This window comes from Microcoleus vaginatus FACHB-2002 (assembly GCF_040004035.1).
In the GTDB taxonomy this organism is placed as follows: domain Bacteria; phylum Cyanobacteriota; class Cyanobacteriia; order Cyanobacteriales; family Microcoleaceae; genus Microcoleus; species Microcoleus vaginatus_C.
On sequence record NZ_JAMPLN010000024.1, the window covers coordinates 76,766 to 99,811 of the forward strand.

Below are 23,046 nucleotides of genomic sequence, written 5' to 3' on the forward strand. Positions count from 1 at the left end.
AACTGCCACAGCCCAACTGACGACTGACACCTGCTTTCCTGTCAACTGCCACAGGCTAACTGACAAAACCTTAGTCTAATTCATTTTCAAGAATAGTGGCGATCGCACTTTTAGCATTATCCTGAAACTCCCCAACATCCACCCTACCCAAAAGCCAAACAGCCAGAATCATACCCACCGCCGGCACACCAAACACCAACCCGTAAGCCAACATCGGCACCCCAAACAAACTCCTGCCCAAATCCAAAATAGCACCCCCGCTAATCGTAGCCACACCCCGCGCCATCGCCTGCGACAAACCCCAAGCGCCAATAAAAGTGCCAGCAGTTTCTGCCGCAGTCAAATCCAACATCAAACTCAGCGCCCCCGTCGTCGTAATTCCTGAAGCTAGCCCAAACAACATTAAAGCCGACTTAAACACAATTGGATTTCCTGTAAATCCAGATAAAATAATTAAACCAAAACAAGCAGCCACCGACAAACAGCCCAACCTAATCGTATTTTGCTTGCCAATTCGCGGCACAATTAAAAAACCAGTTGTGGCCAAACCGATCAGAGTACCAGTACCGTAAATAGCATTCAACCGAGTAGTTTCCGAAATCGGCATCTTAAAAATTTCCCCGCCGTAAGGTTCTAAAACCGCATCCTGCATAAACAAGCAAATTGTCATAATCAGCAGGAAAGTAAAAAACAAACCGGTTTGGCGGCTAGCAGTCAAAATCCGCAGCGCACTTCTCAAAGTAATTTTATCTTCTCGATTCACTGCCGACGATCGCACTTTGTACCGCGAATACTTTTTCTCAACGCCAAAAGTCGCAATCCCCACCAAAAATAAAACAAGCGCCGGCACCTTCACAAACAAACCATTAATCGAAGCCTGCAACACTTCCCGCGGCACATCCCCATCAATTTGCTTCAGCAAACCGCTGCTAACAATCGCCCCGATAATAATACCAACCATCAGCATCGACCACACCACACCCACCAACTTCGATCGATCCTCCTCATCCGAAACATCCACCAACAAAGCAGCAAAAGGAGTCGAACTCGAACAAATAGCAATACCGTAAAGCGCAAAAATCAAACCCAACAAACCCACCCAACCGTAAGTAGCAGTCGTCCACCCCACAGTCTCCAAACTGCCACCCAAGCCCCACATCACCTGTACCGCCAAAAAAGCAGAAATCACAAACAAAACGCTTCCTACCCACACATAACCTGTGCGGTGATGGCCAAACAAAGGCCTAGCATCAGACATTTGCCCGAACCACACCCTAGCCGGCGCGACAAACTGGTGCATCGCCAGCGTACCCGCCACCACAGTAGCCGGAATCGCCAACTCCTTAATCATGACGCGATTGAGCACCCCCAGCGTCAAAATCGACATCATGCCCAATCCCATCTGAAACAAACCCAACCGGAACATAGTCACGAGGGTAACTCTCTTGATGGCAGGAGTCGCGGAATCTGTTAATCTTGAATCTGGCAAACGGTCGATCGACATAGCTATTCAAATAAACACAGCATCAGCATTTATAGTAACTGAGATACTCGCTACCAGCCGCCATTCCTCCCCAGGCTAGAAGCTCGATCGCGACTATTTATAGAAAAATAATAGACAATAAAGAATTGTGGATTTACCAACCGTGACAACCATTACCCTAGGACAAAATGGCCCAGCCGTCATTCCCCTGTGCGTCGGAACTTGGGCTTGGGGCGACAAACTATTTTGGAACTACGGCAGCAACTACGGCGCCGCCGAAGTCGAAGCAGCATTCAAAACATCCCTAGACAGCGGAGTCAACTTTTTCGACACAGCCGAAGTCTACGGTAACGGCTTGTCAGAAGAATTACTGGGGCAGTTTCTCAAAAAAACCACCCAACCCGTGCAAATAGCCACCAAATTCGGCCCCGTACCTTGGCGGATTACAGGAAAATCAGTTTCCGACGCTTTGAGTGCCAGCTTAAAACGCTTGCAAGTAGAACAAATAGCCCTCTACCAAGTGCACTGGCCCTTCACTTTTTTACTGAGTCAAGAAACCCTGATGAACGCCTTAGCTGATGAAGTAAAACAAGGCAGAATTCAAGCAGTAGGAGTCAGCAACTATTCAGTAGAACAGATGCGCCAAGCCCACAAAATACTAGCAGCAAAAGGCGTTCCCCTAGCAACAAATCAAGTGCGTTACTCCTTGCTGTCGCGGCAAGTAGAAAAACAAGGAATTGTGAGTGCAGCCCGCGAATTGGGCGTCACAATTTTAGCTTACAGCCCCTTAGCCCAAGGATTGCTTACCGGCAAATACACAGCCCAAGAACCACCTACGGGAGCCCGCAAAATGGACTCCCGCTTCAGCAAAAGCGGCCTCGAAAAAATTGAATTAGTCATGTCTACCCTGCGGAAAATGGGCAGAAAGCGCGATCGAACGCCCGCCCAAGTTGCCCTAAACTGGTTGATATGCCAAAACGGAGTCATCCCCATTCCCGGCGCCAAAACCGCCAAACAAGCCCAAGAAAATGCAGGCGCATTAGGCTGGAATTTGAGCCAAGATGAAGTCAACCAACTAGAATTAATGACACGTCCTTGGCGAGAATAAATTTGTTAATTGTTGACTGTTGACTGTTCGCTGTTCGCCGTAGGTTGGGTTTTACTTCACTCTACCCAACCTACAGTTCACTTTCTTATCCCCTCTTCCTTCTGCCCTCTCCCCTCTTCCCTCTTCCTTCTCCCTCCTTCCCTTTTCCTTCTTCCTTCTTCCTTCTTCCTCCTTCCCTATTCCTTCTTCCTTCTTCCTGGAATTATGAAAATTTTAACTGACTGGGGTTTCACGCGCGAAGGCTGGCGCAAAAACAGCCGCGGCGAATATTTAGTTTTGCTGCAAGGAGGATTGCTCACAGCATTTACAATCTTGCCAGTTTATCAACCGCCGGGAGTGAAAATCGAATCAACTCAATTAATTTATCTGACCTGGATTATAGCAAGTAGTCTCGGTTTAGGTGCATTAATTTTAATCATCAAAGCACTGATAGATTTGGGGAAAAGCCTCACGCCTTTACCCTATCCCAGAGAAGACGGCTCATTAGTTAAAACAGGCATTTATGGAATAGTACGGCATCCATTATACAGCGGCTTAATTTTAGCAGCCCTCGCCTGGACAATCTTTAAAATTAGCTTGTCGCACTTAATCGCTACTGCAATTTTACTGATATTTTTCGACATCAAAGCCCGTCGCGAAGAAGCTTGGCTGAGTGAAAAATATTCCGAGTATTCTGAATACCGCCAACGAGTCAAAAAATTAATTCCGGGAGTTTATTAAAAGTTCAGGGCAAGCTCATCTAATCCGGTTGCATGGTAATTACTTAACGCGGTCATCGCAATTAGCAATTATATCATATCAAATCCGTTAGTATCGGAATGATTCATCTCTCTCTTCTGGAGACTCGGTACACTCTGGGGTTTAATCATTCCGGTGACACCGGATTTGATATAATATCCTGGACGCTCGATAAAGCGTTAATCTTATAGTCTTTTTGTTGCAAAAGCTCTGTTGCTTCTAGTTCTTCAATTTGCTCAACAAAATAACCATAAACAATGTCGTTGAATAACTCACAAACAATGCTGTTAGCTTTCTCCAAACGAGATGTGTAGTCTTTGCGAACGGATTTTCTGCGTAGATGTTGGCGAACGCTGCGATCGGCATACCGTTCTCGTTGGCGAACGCTACGAATCTCCTTCATCCAGGTTGTATGTAGCGTTAGTGCCAAGTTGAGTGGCTTTGGATCGGGGGGAGCACTTAAACGATAAATGGGTTTTTGAAAGCTGTCGGCATGAAATACCCAAAATTCATCACAAGCTTGGGTCTCGTTATTTGGATCGTCGGATAGAACAGTACAAACGATGAAGCCGTGTGTGGATGGATCGTTCCCGTTTAATGGTTCAGAACTAGGAACGAATTGAGGTGAGGAGGCAAAATATCCTGATGGAAACTGGAAGGCATCTGCAATACTCATTGTTTTAGTATCGATTCGCAGTAAAGTCAGGGGCTTATCTCGATTGGGAAGATTCTCGATCGGAATCGCTCTATATTCTCTTGATTTATAAGCATCATAAATCTGCTGTGGAACTAACTCCCAACTGAATCCCCAAGTAATCCAGTAGATGTTTTTAACTTGCGTTTCTGAGTTATTAATATCATCCCGGCAAAGTTCGCTATGGGTATAAATTGAAGGAGACCACGTTGCTTCAGTATCCCGAAGAACTTGCATTGTTTCAATTTCACCGTTGTTGCCATCAATGACATACTTCGCTAAGGCTCCCAGGTCGGTCGTACCAACCTGTATTCCTTCTAAATCGGAGCGAAGACAGGGTTTTCCTGGAACGGAACGATCGTACTTTGTAATCCACTGAGTTACATCCCAACCGTTGGGATGCCCGACATGAAGGGTAATTTTTCCATCGGGATTGCTGTAATCAGCAGCAAAATGGGAAATCTCGTAGGGCAAAATGATTTGCTTTGCGGGTAGAGGTGAAGGTGGCTGATTTCCCTCTTGTTTATCTGCGCTTTTATCCCCACAAACAAAATAGGGAGAATTTTCTAAATCTTCCCGCTTGACAACATACAAAATTCCTTGAGGTAAAGGCAGAATATCTCGGAGAATTTTTGCGCGAAGACCTGCGCCTAGCGCCCATAATTGTTGGAAAAATTTTCTTTTTAGGAATCCCAAAAAGAAAGGTGAAAAGATTTGAGAAAACTCCATCTTGAATGCAATATCAGCAAGAATAATGAAACGTTCTGTAATGGCAATTTGATGCAGAGACTGTTCGACGATCGCAGGTTGACCTTTTTGCGGACCATCTGCAAGAACTAAACGCCAGCGCTTGAAGCTGGGTTCTTTAGATTTTCCAGATCGATCGTTATATAAATCTACTTCATCATCTGACTTCGAGCCTTCACTCGGAAAGCGGTAGTAAATTAAATCAGTGAATCGTCCGAACTGTTCGTTAGCATTCGCTCCACTTTTAAGAAATCGATTGAGTTGGTCAAATATCCAATTAATGGGTTTTCGATATAGCCCGTTGTATCCTGTTGAGTAGTTAGTCATAAAGATACCAACTTCAGGTTCTGCGGTTCTATCTGTTTGGGTGAAGTCAACAACAGGATGGGCGGAATTAATGTATACGTCAAACGGATAGCTGCCAAATACTGAAGAAATAAGTTGAGAAACAATTGGCAAGATGCCTATCCACCGATCGGTCGATCCAATGGGGGCAATCAGTTCTAACGAATCAGGATCGATTTCATAGGGACGACCTGCATCGATCGTGACAATTAAGCGATCGTTAACTCGCAGAAATGCGGTATTGAGTTGATTCCTACCTCCCAAAAGGAAGCTAAACCGGCTGGGTCCTCCATTCCGAAAAGCTGCAAAGTAAGACCAGAGACCATACTTTTTGGAAAATGCAGTTTCAGGCTGCCAGAGGGCGCGATCGCTGGCTGGAGTAAGGGCAAGATCGGCGTAGTAGCAGGGCGTTTTGGCAATTCGGGTTTTGAGAATTGCTCGATCGCGCTCAAAGCCCAAACGATACATCATGCCATCGCCCGTGAATACTGCTGTGCCATTTTCTTGAGGTCGATCTTCAGCTTGAAACAAAGCACCTACAACGAAAACATAACCGTGCAATCCCGCAGGCATTTTAACTGCATCTCCCTCAGCAGCCAGTTCCCATTCTTCTCGATCGTTCCTGACATACTCTCGAACGAACAACGCCAAATCTGTAATTTCATCTCGATTTGCTTTAATTGCAGATCGAGGTATAAAGTTTTTCCTGCAAGGTTCGCCAATGAATCGTGCTTGTTGTGGCTTCATAATGCTCCGAGTTCTCTCAAGGTTGCTTCTTGTGCTAAAGTCAAACCCTTGATGCCAGTGATTTGCATTCCTTCATAGGGACGTTTGGGTTTTAGCACTGCCAAACAATTTTCAGTTGGCAAATCCCAAATCCGGATGGATTCATCTTCACTGGTACTAATTAATTGGCGAGTGTCAGGACTAACTGCAACCGTCCAGATCCAATTGGTATGCCCTTCCAAAGTTTTTAAGCATTCTCCTGTTTGACTGTTCCAAACTTTAATAAATTGATCGGAACTAGCGCTGGCAACGGTTTGATTGTCGGAGAAAAACACGGCACTCAACACCCATCCTTGATGTCCTTGCAGCGTTTGCAGGCATCTTCCGGTTTGAACATCCCAAATTTTCAGCGTTCGATCGAGGCTAGCGCTAACAAGTCGATCGCCTTTTGGGTTAAAGGAAAGCGATCCCACTCGTCCGTTATGTCCCGTTAGGGTGGCGCAGCATTCTCCTGTGGAAACATTCCAAAACTTAATTGTGGAGTCATCGCTGCCGCTGGCAAGCGTGCTGCCGCTGGGATGAAAAGCAAGTGCGGGGATGCGATCGCGATGCCCGGTTAAAGTAGCAAAACAAGTTCGATCGTGCCACCGCCACAGTTTAATGGTGCGATCGAAACTGCTGCTAGCGAGAATTTCTCCACCCGGACTGAACGCCAGTCCCCAGACTTCATCTCGATGCCCTTTCAAGACAGCTACACATTTCTGCTGCCGCCAGTTCCAAACTTTAACAATCGCATCCTGTCCGCCACTGGCGAGTAACTCGTTATTGGCATGAAAAGCTAGCGATGCAATGCCGGTTGCATGGGCTTTCAATTCCTGAAAGCATTGGCGATCGACACAATTCCAAATCCGCAATGTTTTGTCTTTATGTCCAGTAGCAAAAAACTGACCATCTGAACTGAGGGACAAAGGCCGTACCCAATTGGAGTACCCTGTTATTGTTGTTAATCGATGCCCAGTTTTAATCTCCCAAAATGCGATCGTTTGATCCTCGCTGCCCGTAACTATGATTTCTCCATCGGGACTAAAGACTGCCCTCCAAACCTGGATCTGATGCCCGCCTAAAGAACGCAAGCACTCACCTGCAGTAACATCCCAAATTTTTGCAGTACAGTCTGCACTAAAGCTTACAAGTAATTGTCCGTCAGGACTCCAATTCATCCCCCAAACCCAATTCGTATGCCCCTCTAGAACTCTGACGCATTGCCAATCGGAAACGCGCCAGATGCGGATGGTGCGATCGAAACTCGGGCTGGCTAACCACTGTCCGTCAGGGCTAAAGTTTAAGCCCGTTACGCAGTTGCTATGTTCGGTTAGAATATGCAAACGTTGCCGTGTTTTAAAATCCCAAATGCGAATCGTTTTGTCAAAACTTCCACTCGCCAGAAGACTGCCGCAGGGACTGAAATTAGCAGCGATGACAGGGGCGCCATGTCCTTCCAAAATGCCCAGATAGGTTCCATCAGTAACATTCCACAATCGAATGGAGCAATCTGCGCTGCTGCTAGCAATAACTTGTCCGTCAGCACTAAACGTAACGCCGTAGGCGCCATCGCCATGTCCGCGAAGAGTACGCTGACAGATTCCTTTTTGTAAATCCCAAATTTTCACTGTGCCATCATCGCTGGCGCTAGCGAGTAGTTCACCTGTTCGATCGAACGCAATATTTCGCACCCAGTTTGTGTGACCTTGCAATGTCAGAAGATGCTGCCTATCTGTGACTTGCCATATTTGAATTTCGCAATTCGTGCTGCTTGTAGCTAATGTTTGCCCGTCAGGGCTGAACTGGATGGAAAGGATGCCACCGAAGGTTTGATTAAATGGCGAATCGATGAACTCAGAGTGCGAAAAGTTGACATCGTGCAACTCAATTTCTTGCAAAAAAGCTTGGCGAATCACTAAGTTAGAAAAGTCATATCCCGAAAGGTTCAAGTTGAGAGAACGATAGAGATTGAGCAAGTTTCCTGCTGCGTAGCCGAGTTTCAGTTCGTCTTCGCGCCGTACCACTTGTAACAAAGTATCCAATCGCTGGCGCAGAGATGCTTCGGTTCTGAAATATTTTTGTAGTTCTTTAATGAGGGGGTCAAGAATCAATCGTGTTTGCGATTCTCTGATAAAATCCTTCGCCTGAGCTTTGATTAAAGCAACTGTATTAAGCAGAGAGAACCGACCTGTTTTAATTTCTTGAAACACTCGTTCTAGCAGTTGATTCGTGACATATTCCATCACTACGGGTTGCAGGGTGAAATAGCCCGATCGTTTTTCAATTAGAGAACGACGTTGCAGTGAATCTAGTGCTTCCAGTAGCTCTCGGGCGATCGCTGTCGGGAAAAGGTTTTCGCGCAGATCGCCTAGCGGTGTCCAATCGCGTTCAACCGCCAACCAATACACGATCTGTTTTTCTAAATCGGTCAAGCGATCGAACTGCTCGCTCAACAGTTTCCAGATATCTCCAAAGAGAAGGATTTCTTGTCTGAGTAATTCAGCAACATTGCCATCAAAAAATTCCTGAAGGGTTGTGGCAATAACGTTCAGTGCCAATGGATTGCCTCCGTACCGTCCAATCAGGGGACTTAATTCGGCTGCTGAACCAGAGTAGCCTTTGACTTCAAAAACTCTATATCCTTCTACTTGACTTAAACCGTTAAGCCGCAGCGATCGCACGGGAGATTTGGGTCCTTCTAGCTGAACTAACTCAGCAGGCTTTTCTCGGCTAGTCAGGATCGCACAACTTTGATGCTGTGTTTCTCCAATACATTTCAGTAGCGATCCGTAGCTTTCATACCCACTTCTATACTCTCCTGCTTGAGTTCCTTCAAGAAGGATTGTCTCGCAGTTGTCTAGAACTAATAAACACCGCTGCTGCAAGCAGTCCAGTAGGTTTAAAATTTGCCCGTCCAATGTTTCAGGTAATTTAGCAATAGGGGTGGGACTGAGAAACTGAATCAAATCGACCAGGAGATCGTCTAAGGGCGGGGCATTTCGCAGCGATCGCCAGATTACGCGATCGAAGCTTTCTTCGATCTGGCTGGTTAATTTGACGGACAAAGTTGTCTTGCCAATTCCTCCCACCCCAAACACCGCAACTAGCTTGCACTCTTCCTGAAGTACCCACTGTGTTAGCGTTTCTAACTCCCGTTCTCTGCCGAAGAAAACGGAGATATCGGGCGCACCTCTTAAGTCTCTAGATCTTTTAACAGCATCTCTACTTGGCTGCGGGCTAACGGTTGCTGAAGCATCAAAATCCATCTCGGCGATCGCTTGACTGTCTACGGATAGCCTCAGACAGATTTCTTCAAAAACTGCGCGATCGACTGGTTTTCCCGTCAAAAAATTGACAACGGTAGAACGAGCTAAACCAAGCTCCTCGGCTAGCGCTTGCTGGCTGAGAAAGCCGTTGCGCCTAACCGATGACTTGACCAATCCTATGCAATCCGGGCGAACTTTGAGCGATCGTGGCATATCAAATTTTTAATCTAGTCACATTTTAGATGAAATTGCTCAAAAGTCAGCCTAACTCAGTCATTCTCAGTCTTGAACTCAGTCAGCACTCCTGTTTCATTAGATTATCGCCACTGATACCAATCACCTAGGCGAATTACAAGGGGTTGAAAATAGATTTCTAACTCCCTGTAAAGCTTCAAAAACTTCCCATCCAGGAGAACAAATTTTATGAAACGGTTTCTTGCGCTCATGTTTGCAGCTCTCGTTTTGGGTACTTCTACCACGCTTATAGCAGGATCGATCGTAATCAACAGTCAAAAGGCATTGGCTTATCGCATAGGCGACCATACACCACGCCCTTATCCGACTGATAGCCCTAGAACTCATACGGGGTGAAAACACATTGATGCAAATTCCTGAAATTGTGTTTGTTTAATTCCCTCAACTTTGGAGATAGTTACCATAAATTCACTTCAAAGTTAAACCTAATTCAAAATTGTGAAACTAAAGTAAAAACATGAAACCTTCTAACGAATGCTTTGCAATTATTAAAAAGTGGGAAGGACTCCATAAAGAGCTTCCTGACGGACGGATTCAAGCATACCTAGACCCTGTTGGGATTTGGACAATTGGTTATGGTTCGAGCGAACATTTGGAACTCAATAGACCGATTTTAGATGGTGATATTATTACCCGAGAAAAAGCAGAGCGATGGTTGCAAACTGAGATTGCAGAAAAAGCAGAAGATGTTGATCGCTTGTGCAAATTTAAACTCAAACAGTCTATGTTTGATGCCTTGGTTTCCTTCGCTTACAACATTGGCATTGGCGCATTCGGCCAGTCAACTCTATTGCGAGAGCTCAACAAAGGCAATTATGAAGGAGCAGCTAAGGAGTTCGATCGTTGGGTACATGGTGAAGATAATGGCACAAAAAGACCTCTGCAGGGATTGGTCAATCGTCGAAACGACGAAGAAACTTTATTTCGGCGCGATGGTTTTTTAGGTTTAGATCTAGCAATAGGCTTTGTGATAAAGCCAGCAGATTTGGCTCAATCGCCGAAGCGAATATTGCCTTATAAACCTGCTCCCCTACCGTTACTGTTCGATCGTACCCTGGAGAAAGGACTTGTTGGAGAAGATTGTTACATTCTCAACTGCGCTCTAGCGGGACTCAAATTTCTGCGTTTGGGTTCTCAACCTAACGAATTTACTGACATTACTGATAGTGCAGTCAAGCTTTTTCAAACCCGCGAAGTTCTCAGCCGAGTTGATGGAAAGGTAGGTCCAGAAACGAGGAGGGCTATCGAGAATGCTCTCAGACGCGCGCGCGAAGAGATATCTGTCAATTCATCTGGAATAGATGGGGGTGTATACTGCCGTCTCACACGCACGCGAGGAGAAGCCTACGAAGGACTTAAATTGTGCAAACTCGACTTCGTAAATCCTCAAGGGAATGTAGTTGTTGATTCATTAAAAGTTATTTCTGGTTTAGCGAGGGCTCAGAACTTTTTAATGTGGGACGATCCGGAAAGTCAACCGGGCAATCTGGCACCTATTCCACAAGACAATTACTACATTTCGGATATCGATTGGGCAGGTGGCAAAGACAATTACCACGCTGCACACCCGATAAATGGAAATGGACTCGGACCTGTATGGGTACCTCTTGTTAAATCGAAAGAGCGTTATGAAAGTTGTCGGCTAAATGAGATTGGTTGTCGAGATGCCTTCGGCTTTCATGCAGATTGGAACTGGATTCAAAGTGGTATAAGTCCGGGTAGTGAAGGCTGCGTGTGTGCTACTACAATTGATGATTTGAAAAAACTTGTGGAATTGCTCCGCAAGTACGATCCGCGCCTGTTAGTTGTGGACTGGGGATTGTAGATATTGTTGGTTAGGGTAGAGTTTCATCTATCCTAACTTTAATCAACACATAACGCGAGATGAAGGATGCAGGTGCGATCGCTCTTTCCTCTCGATCCGACAACAACAAGTGAATAAATAGTTAAGTGTATGACACAAGAAATGCTTGAAAAAATGGAGAGTCAAACCAATAGATGGCATCGATCTGCCGTAATATTGCACTCTATTTCTGTAATTTTAGGAGTAACTTCGGTACTCTCATCAATAATTGTTGCTACCTTTATCGACGAACTAGGAAGTTTCAGGACAAAAATTTTGGCTGGACTAAGCGCAGCTTCAGTGGCTATCCTTGAGACGACAGGTGTTGGACGAAAAGGTAATGGATTTCGTCAAGCTCAAAGACACTTAAAAGCCGAAACAATTAGATTTCGTGAAGGTGAAAGTTCTGTTAAAGATTTAACCCAAGCTTTTATAGAAGCAGAACTGATGATAGGAGATTTAGTAATTAAAATGCCATCTACATCCGACGCGCAACAAAAATGATACTTACAAGTAAAACTTTACATTTGAGCGATCGCAGTGGCTTTTCTCACCGAAAGGGCGATCGAGTTGCTTGATTCTTTGAATTAAGAAGGTTGCAACTACGCGCGTGCGAAGCTATCCCGAATGGTAGGGAATCGCCCTTTCCCCTGACTGATCACTCCTGACAGCTTTCTTGTCAACTATCAACTGACTTTCATTCATGCGGCGTACCATCAGGCATCACCGCACCCTTTAAATTCGCCCCTGCCAAATTAGTATCCAACAGCCAAGCATTTCTCAGATTAGCACCCTTCAAATTAGCACTTTCCAGATTAGCCATCCACAGATTAGCACCCTCCAAATTAGCACCCTCCAAGTCAGCATTTACCAGAAAACTACCTTTCATAAAAGCACCTTTTAAGTTAGCCTTTTTTAAATTACTCCCTCCCAAATAAGCATCCTCTAAAAACGCATTTTCTAGATTGCTTTCCTCCAAATTGGCCCCTGCCAAATTGCTGCTTATCAGGTAAACCCCAGCCAAATTTGCCTGTTTCAAGTTAGCGTTTACCAAATGCGCGCTCCACAAATTGGCATCTTTTAGGTTGGCTTTTTCTAAATTGACGCCTTCCAGAAAAGCTTCGCTCAAATTCGCCCCGGAAAGATTGCAACCTTGACATTCCCTCGCTGTCAGCAATTGCCGGACTTGATGCTTGACTGACGAACGGTTCGCTGCGACAATTATTAAACCTGTAGTTGCTAAGGCAATAATACTAAAAGTTGCCAGCCCGATCGCACTTACAATCTTCCTGTGTCCCGCGCCTCGCAACATCCGCTTGCAGCCCCTAAAAATATTTCGATAATTGTTCGTATTTATAACCTAGTTCCTTCCTTCCCCTGCCCCAATGAAAAAACAGTTAAAATTTAAATTACTCGCGATCACCCTTATCTCCATCCTAGCAACAATCGGTATCGGGTGCGATCGCATTTTCACAAAACCCTTTCAACTTCCCGCCTCAGCCAAACAAGAACCCTGGCCAATTCAAACAGGCCTCCGAGCAGGCATCCTCCGCGACAACATACCGACAGTCAACCGCATAGTTCTAGTACCCGACGAAGCCACATTCTTAGCAGCAATCCAAAAATGGAATCTCAAAGGAAACTGGCCTATTCTCATCGAAGACAAAAAATATGCGCCCATGTTTTTGCAGCGCTTTCAACCCGAAGAAATAGTCCGTTTGCCAAGCATCAAACCGCAACGGCCAAAAAATCAAAAACTCCAACAGTTAATGCTCAACAGCGCAGCAGCCGCCTGGAATGCCACCGATACTCAAACCTTAAAAGCAAAATGGACGCAACTCGGCTGGGAACCCCCAGGAGTAGTAATCACATCAGAAAATGACCCCGCACGCTCAGCAGCAGTTGCCTTAGCAGCCGCTCACGGGCAACCTTTAGTATTTCTAGAAGACAACTTCGGGAAACCCAACGATACCCTCAATAACACACAGTGGAAAAATCTGCAACTAGCAGTTACAAAAGCTGTCGAGTCAACCGGATTTTTTTATTCTCAACTCGCAGACCCGATCGACACAATCACTATTGTACGCCAACTAGCAGTCAAATATCAATCTCCTGAAAAACCCGACGAACAACTAGCTGTTACCGACGGTTTGGGACGACACCCCAACGGCGAACGCTGGGCGGCTGTCGGCTGGATTTACGGCTCCGAAGTACGATCGATCTATCAAGCCATGTGTGCCATATTTCTCGATACCGAAACCGCCATGCTTTATGACAGTTACCCCAAGGAAGGAAATTGGGGAAAATATGAAATGGAGGAAGCAGCTAGCGGACTAAAAACCATAGGTTTAAATGTCGAAGTAGTGCAGAAACCAGAATCCAGCCTGGAAAAGTGGCGGAGTTTAGCCTCAAAACCGTGGACATTTGACTTAATATTAATGAATTCCAAAGGCTATCCAAAATCATTCCAAGTCGGCAACGGGGACGCTTCAGTTGAAGACCTACCAAAACTTCAATTTCCCGCAGCAATCCACATGATCCACAGTTGGTCAGCAGCAGCGCCAGATGACAAAAACACCGTTGCCGGAAGATGGCTAGAGAATGGTGCTTACGCATATATTGGCAGCGTCAACGAACCTTTTTTATCGGCATTTATTCCACCTAAATTAATGGTCGATCGCCTCAAGCGAGGGGCCCCCTTTTTAATCGCAGCACGCCAGCTAGAATCCCCACCCTGGAAAGTCGCCACCATCGGCGATCCGCTAATGTCGATCGCCAAACCCAGACCAAGAATCCCGCCCACTCAACAACCGATGTGATAGTATGCGCTAGCGAGGGATTTAAAATTGGAGATTTGAGATTTGTGGTTGTAAGGTAAAATCTCAAATCGCCAATTCTTTAATTGGAAAGTTGTATTTCACTGAGTTATATGATATTGCAAGTTCACTCATGCGATCGCCCTAAACGCCAACACGCTAAATATAGTTAATTAGCATTATCGCCAGAGTATATCTAAGTTTGAATGTAACTTAGCATACAATCACCCCAAATCCGCCGCTCCTCAGAATCAGTCATTCCACCCCAGCGGCCACCCCAAAAAATTTACCCTAAAATAGGCCTTAATTAAGTTGTCAATTCCCCTAAAATCACTCAAAATGAAAATAAGAAATAAATTGTAATATTTATATAACTTCTCACCGAACAATTAACCGCTAAATGAGAGCCACCCCTCCTGTGGATCTGCCGCCCCCCGGGCCAACCGCAGCAACTCCCCAAGCCTCCCGCCTAAGCCCGCTATTCAACCGCCTGCACCCAAGCCCAGAAACCCTCTTGCTCATCCTGTCCCTAGTCATAGGGGGAGTTACGGGCGCAGGCGTCGTCACCTTTCACTACCTCATCCACTTCATCCACAGCCTGATGCTGGAAGACTTCATGGGGGCGATCGCCTCGAAAGGCTCTTGGACGCTAGCCTGCATTCCCACCCTCGGCGGAGTCATCATCGGGCTGATGCGGTGGCGGTTTCGGGACTTTGGCCCGAATATGTCTTCCTTAATTGCAGCCACCCGCGGCCTGCAAGAACTCTCCCCCCTTAAACCCATCACCAAAATGGTGGCCGCCTCAGTTTCTCTCGGCACCGGCGCATCCCTCGGCCCGGAAGCCCCTAGCGTCGAAATCGGCGCTAATTTTGGAATGCTGCTGGCTCAAGTCTTGCAGCTCTCCCCAGAACGGCAGCGCTTGCTCCTGGGCGCCGGAGCTGCTGCAGGCTTATCCGCCGGGTTTAACTCTCCCATCGCCGGAGTGTTCTTTGCTTTAGAAGTCGTACTCGGCAGCACCTTCGCTACTTCGTCAGTCAGCGTAGTCTTGCTCTCAGCCGTAGTTTCCGCGCTCATTGCTCAAATCTGCTTGGGAGCTCAGCCGGCCTTTTCTTTGCCCATCTACGATGTCCGCAGCCCCCTAGAACTACCTCTGTACATGGGATTGGGACTTTTGGCGAGCGGAGTCTCCCTAGCCTACACAGAAGCAATTCAATTGGCCGATCGCTGTTTTCAAGGAAAAATCCTCGGATTTGCTTGGCTCGGACGACTGCCCCGGCCGCTTCACCCCATCATCGGCGGGGCCTGCGTCGGCTTAGTCGCCCTGCAATTTCCTCAAATTTTGGGTGTCGGCTACGAAACAGTCCAAGCAATGCTCCAAGATGTTAAATTTTCCTTGCCTTTGCTGCTGCTGCTGCTGTTTGTCAAACTGGCGATGACCGCAATCAGCCTCGGCAGCGGTTTAGTGGGCGGTATATTCGCTCCGGCGATGTTTTTGGGAGCTTCCCTGGGTTCGGCTTACGGCCTGTTTTTGGAAATGCTGCCGGCAATGAGCGATCGAGTTGCCGGTCCTGCCGCCTACGCAATGGTGGGAATGGCCGCCGTGCTCGCCGGCAGCGCCCGAGCACCGCTGACAGCCATCCTGTTGATGTTTGAATTAACCCGCGATTATCGGATTGTCTTGCCTTTGATGGCAGCAGTCGGATTGAGCGTTTGGTTGGTGGAGTTCGTCAACCGCCGCTCGACAGCCCACAGCCTCAACCTTCAGCAAATGGGCGTAGACGTGGCTGTCAATACACCGATCAAAGCCAGAGAACAGTTGCAAGATTGGGAAGATGTTCTGGGCGATCGTATCGTCACAGAGTTGATTTCTTGCCAGCTCCCCACCGACGGCGAACACAGTATCGAGGAGCCAGTGCTGGCTATGGCTCACGCACATTTACCAGAAGATGTCAAGCCTTTGCCTGAAACAAAATCAGCAGTCTGACTGAGTTCGATTCCGGTTGCTTCCTCACCAAACTAATAGTCGAAAAGCACCCATCTGACAACCATGATATTTATCAACCCGAAAACGGATTATGCCTTCAAAAAAATCTTCGGTTCCTCAGAAAGCAAAGAGATTCTAATTAGCTTTCTCAACGCCTTAATTTATGAAGGCAATTCCACCATCCAAGACTTAGAAATTATCAACCCAAATCTCCCCCCAAAACTAGAAGGATTAAAAGATAGTTATCTGGATGTGAAAGCCAAACTGAGCGACGGCACTTTAGTAATTATTGAAATGCAAGTGCTAAACGTCCAGTCTTTTGGCAAGCGAGTTTTGTACAATGCAGCAAAGACTTATGCTTTTCAATTGGAAGCAGCACAAGGATATCGATTGTTGAAGCCAGTGATTGCTTTGACAATTACGGATTTTGAAATGTTTGCTAACAGCGAAGAATGGATTTCGAGATTTGTGTACAAAGAAGTAAAGAAAAACTTTACGTATCCCGAAAACGACCTGGATTTAGTGTTTGTAGAGTTGCCGAAGTTTACCAAAGGAGAGGAGGAACTGGAAACTTTAGCAGATAAATGGATTTATTTCATGAAAAATGCCAGAAGTTTGACAGCGGTTCCAGAAACAATGGATAGGATACCGGAAATACATCAAGCTTTTGATATTGCAAATCAAGCCAAGTTAAGCCGGGAGGAAGTGGAAGATTTGGACAGAAGAGAACAGTTTATTTATGACCAACAGGGGGCGATTATTAAGGCTGTTCAGGAAGGCATAGAACAAGGCATAGAACAAGGAAAGCGAGAAGAGAAGTTGGCGATCGCCCGACAATTAATTTCACAGCTAGATAATGCCACCATCAGCGAAGTTACCGGGCTTAGCGTTGAGGAGGTGCAAAATTTGCGTGAAGCGAAGCTATCCCCTAGGGAATCGGGCGATTCATAGTTTAAAGGAATTAGGCACAGGGAGTAGACCTAGCCATAGTGGTAAGTGGCATCACAAATCGATGAAGCTGACGGCATGAATATCTTGGTGCTGAGTTTCATGTTACTTGCCGTCGCTTTCTCGCCCACCCTCAACCCCTGGAGCAGACAGTGGCGCTACCCTCAACTCTGGGCTAAAATAATCAAAAACTATTCACAACAAGCCCAGAGGCGCTGAGGTGACTCTTAACGAGGGAACTGCACAAAACCAAAGTCAGAAAATGCCAGGAAAAGCCCCCTTGGGTTCCACTCATTACAGCTTGTTAGGGCTGCATCCTTCAGCCTCAGCGATCGAAATTCGGCGATCGTACCGGGAACTGAGCAAACTCTACCATCCCGATACCACCAAGCTGCCTCCCGCAGTCGCCACCGCCAAATTTCAGCAGCTCAACAACGCCTACGCCACCCTCAGCAACCCAGAACGTCGCCTCGCCTACGACCTCAAAATAGGCTATTCTCGCCAGAACGTGATTGGGCCACCCCCAGGCTTCAATACTCCGCTTTCGGGATCGGGCAAAAAAACTTACAACTCCGCTTATCTAGATCCCACGGATCGACCTCTTTCCCCCGGAGAAATGTTCGCTCTGTTTATCATGGGAGCTAGCTTAATCGGATGTTTGGTACTGGCGATCGCGATCGGCTTAATTCGCGGCAATTAAAGCCTCAAATCCCAAATTTCCAATTTAAAATCGGAAATCCTCAATCCTAAATCCCCAATCTAAAATCTAAAATCTAAAATCTAAAATCCTATGACTCTTCCTTCCGCTGACACTCCTTTGTACAACCATCCACTCCCGGAAATCGAGCAGTGGCTAAAAAGCCGCGGCTGCCAGCAAGATCGGCGAGAACTCCACTGCTGGCAGATCGAGCAACTTACATGGAAAGCAGAACTCTCCCTCGATATTGACCAACTCACCGTCCGCTACATCGATGCCGGAGCCGACGGCCAAGACATTCAGCGAGCATTCAAATACTCGCTCTCACGTCAGGACATTGAAGCTGCCGTTTTCTCCGGCCCCTAATTGGATTTTAGATTTTAGATTTTAGATTTGTCCTCCAATCTAAAATCGTTATGTTGAGCAGGAGATGAGTGAAATTGGTATTAGATTTTAGATGGTGAATCCAGGTAAGAATCTGGAGCATCAAGCGTGCAAGCATTTACATGGGAGTGCGACGGGGACGCTCGCAGCTCGTAAAAACTTTTTTTACTTTCATGGAGATGCTCCCTCAAAATCGATACCTACTTGGAAACAGAAAAATCAACCAAAAAATCTAAAATCTAAAATCCCAAATCCAAAATCGTTAGACTTTGCCAAATCGGCGGCTGCGCTTCTGATAATCAGACAAAGCGCGGTGAAACTCCGATCGATCAAAATCCGGCCACAGCGTCTCAGTAATGTAAATTTCCGAATAAGCCATTTGCCATAGTAGAAAATTGCTCAACCGCATTTCCCCACTCGTCCGGATCAGCAAATCCGGGTCACAAACATCAGCAGTATACAAATAGCGTTTAAATAAAACCTCATCAATCTCCTCCGGCTGCAACTTGCCCTCTTTCACCTGAGTGGCGATCGCCTGACAAGCTTGTACAATCTCCTGACGCCCCCCGTAATTCGTCGCCACCGTAAACAAAATCCCCTGATTGTGCTGAGTGGCAGTCACAGAACGCTCGATTTCCGCCTGCAAAGACTTCGGCAAAGCCTGCAAATTCCCCATAAATTGAATTTGCACGTCCTCGTCCACCATCTCCCGCAATTCTTGCCGCAACTTTCCCTCAAACAAACTCATTAAAAAATCCACCTCTCCGGCCGGCCGCCCCCAATTCTCCGTCGAAAAAGCATAGGCCGTTAAAGCTGGAATCCCCCAATCTTTGCAGCAGCGCAGCAGTTCCTTCAGAGTGCTAGCTCCTCGGCGGTGTCCCGCAATCCGCGGCAACCCCCTCTTCTTAGCCCAGCGCCCGTTCCCGTCCATAATCACTGCTATGTGCTTAGGCAGTAGTTCTTGTTGCAGATCCTCCGGCAACTTTTCCAAGCAAATTCCTTGACTCATGGTTTCTCCCGATTACCCGACTAACGGCGCAGTATCCGTTTTAATAGCGTCACTCCCTTCAATCCTATCTGGCGTCCGAGATTGCCGATCGGAATTGGAGCCACAGCTCTTTCTCCCTCGGACGGAAACAGCTTTGCTTCCAGCAATTCCTTAAGTTTGTTGCTAGTCAAAGGTCGATTTAAAGTTCCCATCTGGGCTAAAGAAATAGAACCAGTTTCCTCCGAGACTACCACGCACACGCAAGCTTGCACCCGTTCCGTAATCCCCATCGCCGCCCGGTGGCGGGTTCCCAACTGCCGCGACGCAGTGCGATCGGACAAAGGCAAAATTACCCCCGCCGACACGATCCGCGAACCTCGAATCAAAACAGCTCCGTCGTGCAGCAAAGTTTGCGGCTGAAAGATTGTCTGCAACAATTCTTTAGAAACTTCAGCATTTAGCTTTAGTCCCGGCACCGAAAAATCGCGATCGTCGATCGGGGAATCTGTTTCTATAATTAGTAAAGCGCCCGTGCGGTTTTGCGAAAGTTCTTTTACTGCGTCCACAATTTCATCTATTACGCTGTCCGGTTCGGGATTTGGTCGGCGATCGCGTCCAAACAATTGGCGAAATTCCCCCCGACCCAATTGTTCCAGAAATCGGCGAAACTCCGACTGCAATATTACCGCCATTGCCACAGCCGAACCAGTCACCAAGCTGTTGAGGGCAACGTGCAACAGCCTCAATCCAGCCCAGTTGCTCACCGCCGCCGCCAGCATCAAAATGATAAATCCCCGTACCATCCACAGCGTTCTGCGCTCGCCAACAATGACGAGCACCAAATACGCAAGGGCAAAAACCAGTCCAATATCGATCCCTTGAATCAATAAGGACTGAACCAGGGCCAAGTCAAAGCCAGATTGTTGATTGTTCATGGTTCATCGAACGCTACCGCCTGTGAACCGCGAACCGTGATGCACTCGAACCCATGAACCATGAACAGTTGTTATAAGGAATATGCTGAAAATCCCCGCATTTTTAGACCGGGAAGTGTCAATCCAATCGTGTGACTGAACAAGGCAAAAGTTAAAAGTGAAAAGGCAATCATCACTAAGTAAACATGGATTGTCTTTCTTTTAACTTTTAACTTTTAACTTCTAAGTTTTTACTTTTGAGCTCCGAGTCGTTCAGGAAGGCGGTCAAGCCTCAGCAAATCCTGGTAAGTTTCCCGCTGTATAATCGTGTTAACTTCCCCATTTCTCACTAAAACCGCTGCCGGTCGGGGTACTCGGTTGTAGTTAGAAGCCATACTGTAATTGTATGCCCCTGTGGCCGTAACCGCGAGGACATCTCCGGCATGACACTCTGGCAATTTGGCATCTTTAATCAGAACATCGCCTGACTCGCAGTGTTTCCCAGCAATTGTCACTGTTTCCGTTAAGGGATCACGCATTTTGCCGGCTGCGAGGACTCGATAAACTGATTGATAGGTAATAGGACGCGGATTGTCGGACATACCTCCATCCACAGCTAAATAAGTCCGCATGGACGGAATGACTTTTTTAGAGCCAACGGTATAAGCAGTGACGCAGGCTGTACCGACGAGCGATCGACCCGGTTCGCAAAGCAATTTAGGCAAGGGCAATTGCTGCCGCTCGCAAGCTGCTACCACTGCGGAGCAAATTGTACGAGCCCAATCTTCAATGCTGGGAGGATCGTCGGCTTCAGTATAGCGAATGCCCAACCCGCCGCCAATATTAATTTCTGTTGCTGGCAAACCATAACTCTGTGCTTTTGTCAAGGCCTGAATTATGACTTCAGCTAAATCGTCATGGGGTTGCAGTTCAAAAATCTGAGAGCCTATGTGAGCGTGCACTCCCACGCAAAATAACGACGGCTGTTGGCTGATGAAAGTAAATACTCGATCGAGCGAGTTGGGATCGAAGCCAAATTTACTATCGATTTGACCCGTCTGAATGTACTCGTGGGTGTGACACTCAATTCCAGGAGTAAACCGTACCATAACTCGTGTCGGCTCACCTGTGAGGCTGCTGACACCGGATTCTCCCAACTCTGCTAGAGTCTCTAAATCCCGCCAATTGTCGGCTACGGTAATGCAGCCGCTTTCGACAGCTAGCCGCAGTTCCTCGCGGGACTTGTTGTTACCGTGGAAGTAGATTTTGTCGCGGCTGACGCCGGCTTGCAGTGCAGTGTGGATTTCGCCGGCGGATACGACATCTATGCCTAAACCTTCCGAAGCTGCGATCGCGCAAATTGCCAAACAACTCCAAGCTTTAGAAGCATAAAGCACTTGAGATTCGCCCGGATAGTAACGCCCGAAAGCATCCCGGTACTGGGTACAAGCTGCCCGCAGCGTTTCTTCGTCTAAAATATACAACGGCGAGCCAAATTGCTCCACCAAAGCTGTCACCTCGCAGCCTCCGATTTCCAACCGATCGCTGCTGTTAACACTGGCTGTCAGCGGTAACAGTTCTTGATTGGGCGATCGATTTTGCAGGGCCGGCTTCGACTCAGACAGATACTTAAGTCCCGATTCGACCCCGAAAGATTGAGTTGATACCATCGCGCAATAACTATCCTAGGTTATTAGTCAGCAGTCATTAATCAGCAGTCAGCAGTCGGCAGTCATTAATCAGCAGTCATTGGTCGTTGGCAGTAGACTAATGTCTGGAGACTTGTGAGTCATGACTCAAAACTAGCAACAAACAGCTAATCGCTACTGTGTTTTCCAGTGTACAATTTACAGCCGTGCGTTTTCTACAAATTAAACATCTCGCCGCCGAAGACCTCAACAGTGCAGTCGAACTCGATCGCCTCTGTTTTGGCGGACTGTGGACGATCGAAGGCTATGGGCGCGAGTTAGGCAGTCCTAACAGCGATTTACTGGGTTTGTGGGCTTCTGAAACCGGGGACTGTGAATCAGCTCAAAACCTGGCGGGCACGGGGGCACCGCCCCTACAGATTCCCCCAGCTCTCATCGGTTTGGGTTGCCTGTGGGCAATTTTAGAAGAAGCTCATATTACAATTTTGGCAATTCATCCTCGCTTTCAAGGTCAGGGTTTAGGACAAGCTCTGCTTTGGGATTTACTAAAAAAGGCTCACTATAGACAATTAGAACGGGCCACTTTAGAAGTGCGGGGTTCTAATTTAGCCGCTGTTTCTCTTTACCAAAAATTTGGTTTTAAAGAGGCAGGACGGCGGAAACGGTATTACGAAGACACCGGAGAAGATGCTCTGGTAATGTGGCGCAGCGGCCTAGAGAAACCAGAATTTAAGCAATATTTGGCGGTTGAGAAAGTGCAAATTTGCGATCGGCTGCATCAGAAAAACTGGCATTTGGCGATCGATAGTTTTGAGTTTTGAATGTAATTTGTTGTGCATTTAACTGGCATTGATAAATAATGGGTTACTCCATATCAAGTTAGTTCAAAATCCTCATAGGGAATCAACCTCAGTATTGGACTAAACATCTGCCTGCCCGGCCATATTTACCGCTTTGCTTCGCGCTTCGATAATTTGACCTATCTCGCGCCCCAAGCTGGGTTGACGTTCAATCATCGTATTTACAGCATCCGAGTAGATAACAAGAACTTGCAAATCGTCAACGGCGGCGATCGATACCGGACTTGGTTCTCCACTAAACAGTGCCATCTAGCCAAAAAACTCACCGCGCCAGATAGTCATTACCTCACTAATTGATGCAGGATCGATCGCACAACTGACAACATGAAGACTACCCAAATCTTCAACGAATCGGGGGCAAAATTTTAGATGAAGAAAGCCCAGCTCGCTGTCGCCATCCCAAACCAACATATTGGGGAGATGGGCTGCTGCTTAAGGATGAGTTTAGGGGATCGATCGCCCATCTAACTAATAAGTTTTGTGCAAAACCCGGCCTGTACTTCGAGAATTATCACTTTTGCACCTACATGACAGCCAAAAAGATTATGCTAGAATCCAT

The 23,046-nt window shown here is 46.8% G+C and carries 19 protein-coding genes; 11 read left to right on the top strand and 8 right to left on the bottom strand.

All coding sequences use genetic code 11. The features are described from left to right. Positions 1-70 precede the first annotated feature (70 nt). Positions 71-1,504: a BCD family MFS transporter gene (locus NDI35_RS20005; protein WP_445314255.1), complete on the bottom strand. Its 1,434-nt coding sequence runs from the start codon at positions 1,502-1,504 to the stop codon at positions 71-73. Positions 1,505-1,646: 142 nt separating this feature from the next. Here NDI35_RS20005 and NDI35_RS20010 point away from each other — a divergent pair, with 142 nt between their 5' ends. Next, positions 1,647-2,591, top strand: coding sequence for an aldo/keto reductase (locus tag NDI35_RS20010; protein WP_445314256.1), 945 nt, complete (start codon positions 1,647-1,649; stop codon positions 2,589-2,591). Positions 2,592-2,795: 204 nt separating this feature from the next. Next, positions 2,796-3,311, top strand: coding sequence for a methyltransferase family protein (locus NDI35_RS20015; RefSeq protein ID WP_445314257.1), 516 nt, complete (start codon positions 2,796-2,798; stop codon positions 3,309-3,311). Between the two features lie 145 nt (positions 3,312-3,456). On the opposite strand, the gene NDI35_RS20020 is transcribed toward NDI35_RS20015, so the two are convergent. Together NDI35_RS20020 and NDI35_RS20025 are read right to left on the bottom strand one after the other, a co-directional pair. Further along, positions 3,457-5,862: a carotenoid oxygenase family protein gene (locus NDI35_RS20020; protein ID WP_445314258.1), complete on the bottom strand. Its 2,406-nt coding sequence runs from the start codon at positions 5,860-5,862 to the stop codon at positions 3,457-3,459. Continuing rightward, a complete protein-coding gene (locus NDI35_RS20025) occupies positions 5,859-9,362 on the bottom strand; it encodes a WD40 domain-containing protein (RefSeq protein ID WP_445314259.1) in 3,504 nt (1,167 codons plus the stop codon). The genes NDI35_RS20020 and NDI35_RS20025 overlap by 4 nt, the downstream gene beginning before the upstream one ends. Before the next feature lie 499 nt (positions 9,363-9,861). Here NDI35_RS20025 and NDI35_RS20030 point away from each other — a divergent pair, with 499 nt between their 5' ends. Then, a complete protein-coding gene (locus tag NDI35_RS20030) occupies positions 9,862-11,229 on the top strand; it encodes a glycoside hydrolase family protein (protein WP_445314260.1) in 1,368 nt (455 codons plus the stop codon). A gap of 129 nt (positions 11,230-11,358) precedes the next feature. Next, positions 11,359-11,751 carry a hypothetical protein gene (locus tag NDI35_RS20035; RefSeq protein ID WP_445314261.1) on the top strand — a complete coding sequence of 131 codons (393 nt, stop codon included), beginning with the start codon at positions 11,359-11,361 and terminating at the stop codon, positions 11,749-11,751. Positions 11,752-11,944: 193 nt separating this feature from the next. Here NDI35_RS20035 and NDI35_RS20040 read toward each other — a convergent pair whose 3' ends face one another. Continuing rightward, entirely contained in the window at positions 11,945-12,559 is a 615-nt protein-coding gene (locus NDI35_RS20040; protein WP_445314262.1) for a pentapeptide repeat-containing protein, read from the bottom strand. Positions 12,560-12,632: 73 nt separating this feature from the next. Here NDI35_RS20040 and NDI35_RS20045 point away from each other — a divergent pair, with 73 nt between their 5' ends. The 6 genes from NDI35_RS20045 to NDI35_RS20070 all read left to right on the top strand — a co-directional run bounded on the left by NDI35_RS20045 (position 12,633) and on the right by NDI35_RS20070 (position 18,058). Further along, positions 12,633-14,066, top strand: a complete 1,434-nt coding sequence (locus NDI35_RS20045) for a hypothetical protein (protein ID WP_445314263.1) — start codon at positions 12,633-12,635, stop codon at positions 14,064-14,066. A 397-nt stretch (positions 14,067-14,463) separates the two neighbouring features. Further along, positions 14,464-16,047, top strand: a complete 1,584-nt coding sequence (locus NDI35_RS20050; RefSeq protein WP_445314264.1) for a chloride channel protein — start codon at positions 14,464-14,466, stop codon at positions 16,045-16,047. Between the two features lie 63 nt (positions 16,048-16,110). Continuing rightward, positions 16,111-16,998, top strand: coding sequence for an Rpn family recombination-promoting nuclease/putative transposase (locus NDI35_RS20055; RefSeq protein ID WP_445314265.1), 888 nt, complete (start codon positions 16,111-16,113; stop codon positions 16,996-16,998). A 45-nt stretch (positions 16,999-17,043) separates the two neighbouring features. Next, complete coding sequence (locus tag NDI35_RS20060) at positions 17,044-17,214, top strand: hypothetical protein (RefSeq protein WP_445314266.1); 171 nt, start codon at positions 17,044-17,046, stop codon at positions 17,212-17,214. Between the two features lie 43 nt (positions 17,215-17,257). Continuing rightward, positions 17,258-17,695, top strand: coding sequence for a J domain-containing protein (locus tag NDI35_RS20065; RefSeq protein WP_445314267.1), 438 nt, complete (start codon positions 17,258-17,260; stop codon positions 17,693-17,695). A gap of 90 nt (positions 17,696-17,785) precedes the next feature. Further along, positions 17,786-18,058, top strand: a complete 273-nt coding sequence (locus tag NDI35_RS20070; RefSeq protein ID WP_333039717.1) for a DUF3143 domain-containing protein — start codon at positions 17,786-17,788, stop codon at positions 18,056-18,058. Positions 18,059-18,338: 280 nt separating this feature from the next. Here the strand turns inward: NDI35_RS20070 and uppS are convergent, their stop codons facing one another. From uppS to lysA, 3 genes are all read right to left on the bottom strand, one after another. Then, the gene (gene uppS / locus NDI35_RS20075) at positions 18,339-19,085 is read right to left on the bottom strand and encodes an undecaprenyl pyrophosphate synthase (protein ID WP_445314268.1); all 747 of its coding nucleotides are present in this window, start codon (positions 19,083-19,085) and stop codon (positions 18,339-18,341) included. Positions 19,086-19,105: 20 nt separating this feature from the next. Further along, entirely contained in the window at positions 19,106-19,999 is an 894-nt protein-coding gene (gene cdaA / locus NDI35_RS20080; RefSeq protein ID WP_445314269.1) for a diadenylate cyclase CdaA, read from the bottom strand. A gap of 230 nt (positions 20,000-20,229) precedes the next feature. Beyond that, positions 20,230-21,648, bottom strand: coding sequence for a diaminopimelate decarboxylase (lysA, locus tag NDI35_RS20085; RefSeq protein WP_445314270.1), 1,419 nt, complete (start codon positions 21,646-21,648; stop codon positions 20,230-20,232). Positions 21,649-21,833: 185 nt separating this feature from the next. Here lysA and rimI point away from each other — a divergent pair, with 185 nt between their 5' ends. Then, a complete protein-coding gene (rimI, locus tag NDI35_RS20090) occupies positions 21,834-22,448 on the top strand; it encodes a ribosomal protein S18-alanine N-acetyltransferase (protein ID WP_445314271.1) in 615 nt (204 codons plus the stop codon). Positions 22,449-22,547: 99 nt separating this feature from the next. On the opposite strand, the gene NDI35_RS20095 is transcribed toward rimI, so the two are convergent. Beyond that, positions 22,548-22,736, bottom strand: a complete 189-nt coding sequence (locus NDI35_RS20095; protein ID WP_333249642.1) for a cyclic nucleotide-binding domain-containing protein — start codon at positions 22,734-22,736, stop codon at positions 22,548-22,550. Positions 22,737-23,046 lie beyond the last annotated feature (310 nt).

Coding starts and splice junctions, on each gene's coding strand:
- NDI35_RS20005 (WP_445314255.1), bottom strand. CDS start 1,504: ATGTCGATCGACCGTTTGCCAGATTCAAGATTAACAGATTCCGCGACT.
- NDI35_RS20015 (WP_445314257.1), top strand. CDS start 2,796: ATGAAAATTTTAACTGACTGGGGTTTCACGCGCGAAGGCTGGCGCAAA.
- NDI35_RS20020 (WP_445314258.1), bottom strand. CDS start 5,862: ATGAAGCCACAACAAGCACGATTCATTGGCGAACCTTGCAGGAAAAAC.
- NDI35_RS20025 (WP_445314259.1), bottom strand. CDS start 9,362: ATGCCACGATCGCTCAAAGTTCGCCCGGATTGCATAGGATTGGTCAAG.
- NDI35_RS20030 (WP_445314260.1), top strand. CDS start 9,862: ATGAAACCTTCTAACGAATGCTTTGCAATTATTAAAAAGTGGGAAGGA.
- NDI35_RS20035 (WP_445314261.1), top strand. CDS start 11,359: ATGACACAAGAAATGCTTGAAAAAATGGAGAGTCAAACCAATAGATGG.
- NDI35_RS20040 (WP_445314262.1), bottom strand. CDS start 12,559: ATGTTGCGAGGCGCGGGACACAGGAAGATTGTAAGTGCGATCGGGCTG.
- NDI35_RS20045 (WP_445314263.1), top strand. CDS start 12,633: ATGAAAAAACAGTTAAAATTTAAATTACTCGCGATCACCCTTATCTCC.
- NDI35_RS20050 (WP_445314264.1), top strand. CDS start 14,464: ATGAGAGCCACCCCTCCTGTGGATCTGCCGCCCCCCGGGCCAACCGCA.
- NDI35_RS20055 (WP_445314265.1), top strand. CDS start 16,111: ATGATATTTATCAACCCGAAAACGGATTATGCCTTCAAAAAAATCTTC.
- NDI35_RS20065 (WP_445314267.1), top strand. CDS start 17,258: ATGCCAGGAAAAGCCCCCTTGGGTTCCACTCATTACAGCTTGTTAGGG.
- NDI35_RS20070 (WP_333039717.1), top strand. CDS start 17,786: ATGACTCTTCCTTCCGCTGACACTCCTTTGTACAACCATCCACTCCCG.
- uppS (WP_445314268.1), bottom strand. CDS start 19,085: ATGAGTCAAGGAATTTGCTTGGAAAAGTTGCCGGAGGATCTGCAACAA.
- cdaA (WP_445314269.1), bottom strand. CDS start 19,999: ATGAACAATCAACAATCTGGCTTTGACTTGGCCCTGGTTCAGTCCTTA.
- lysA (WP_445314270.1), bottom strand. CDS start 21,648: ATGGTATCAACTCAATCTTTCGGGGTCGAATCGGGACTTAAGTATCTG.
- NDI35_RS20095 (WP_333249642.1), bottom strand. CDS start 22,736: ATGGCACTGTTTAGTGGAGAACCAAGTCCGGTATCGATCGCCGCCGTT.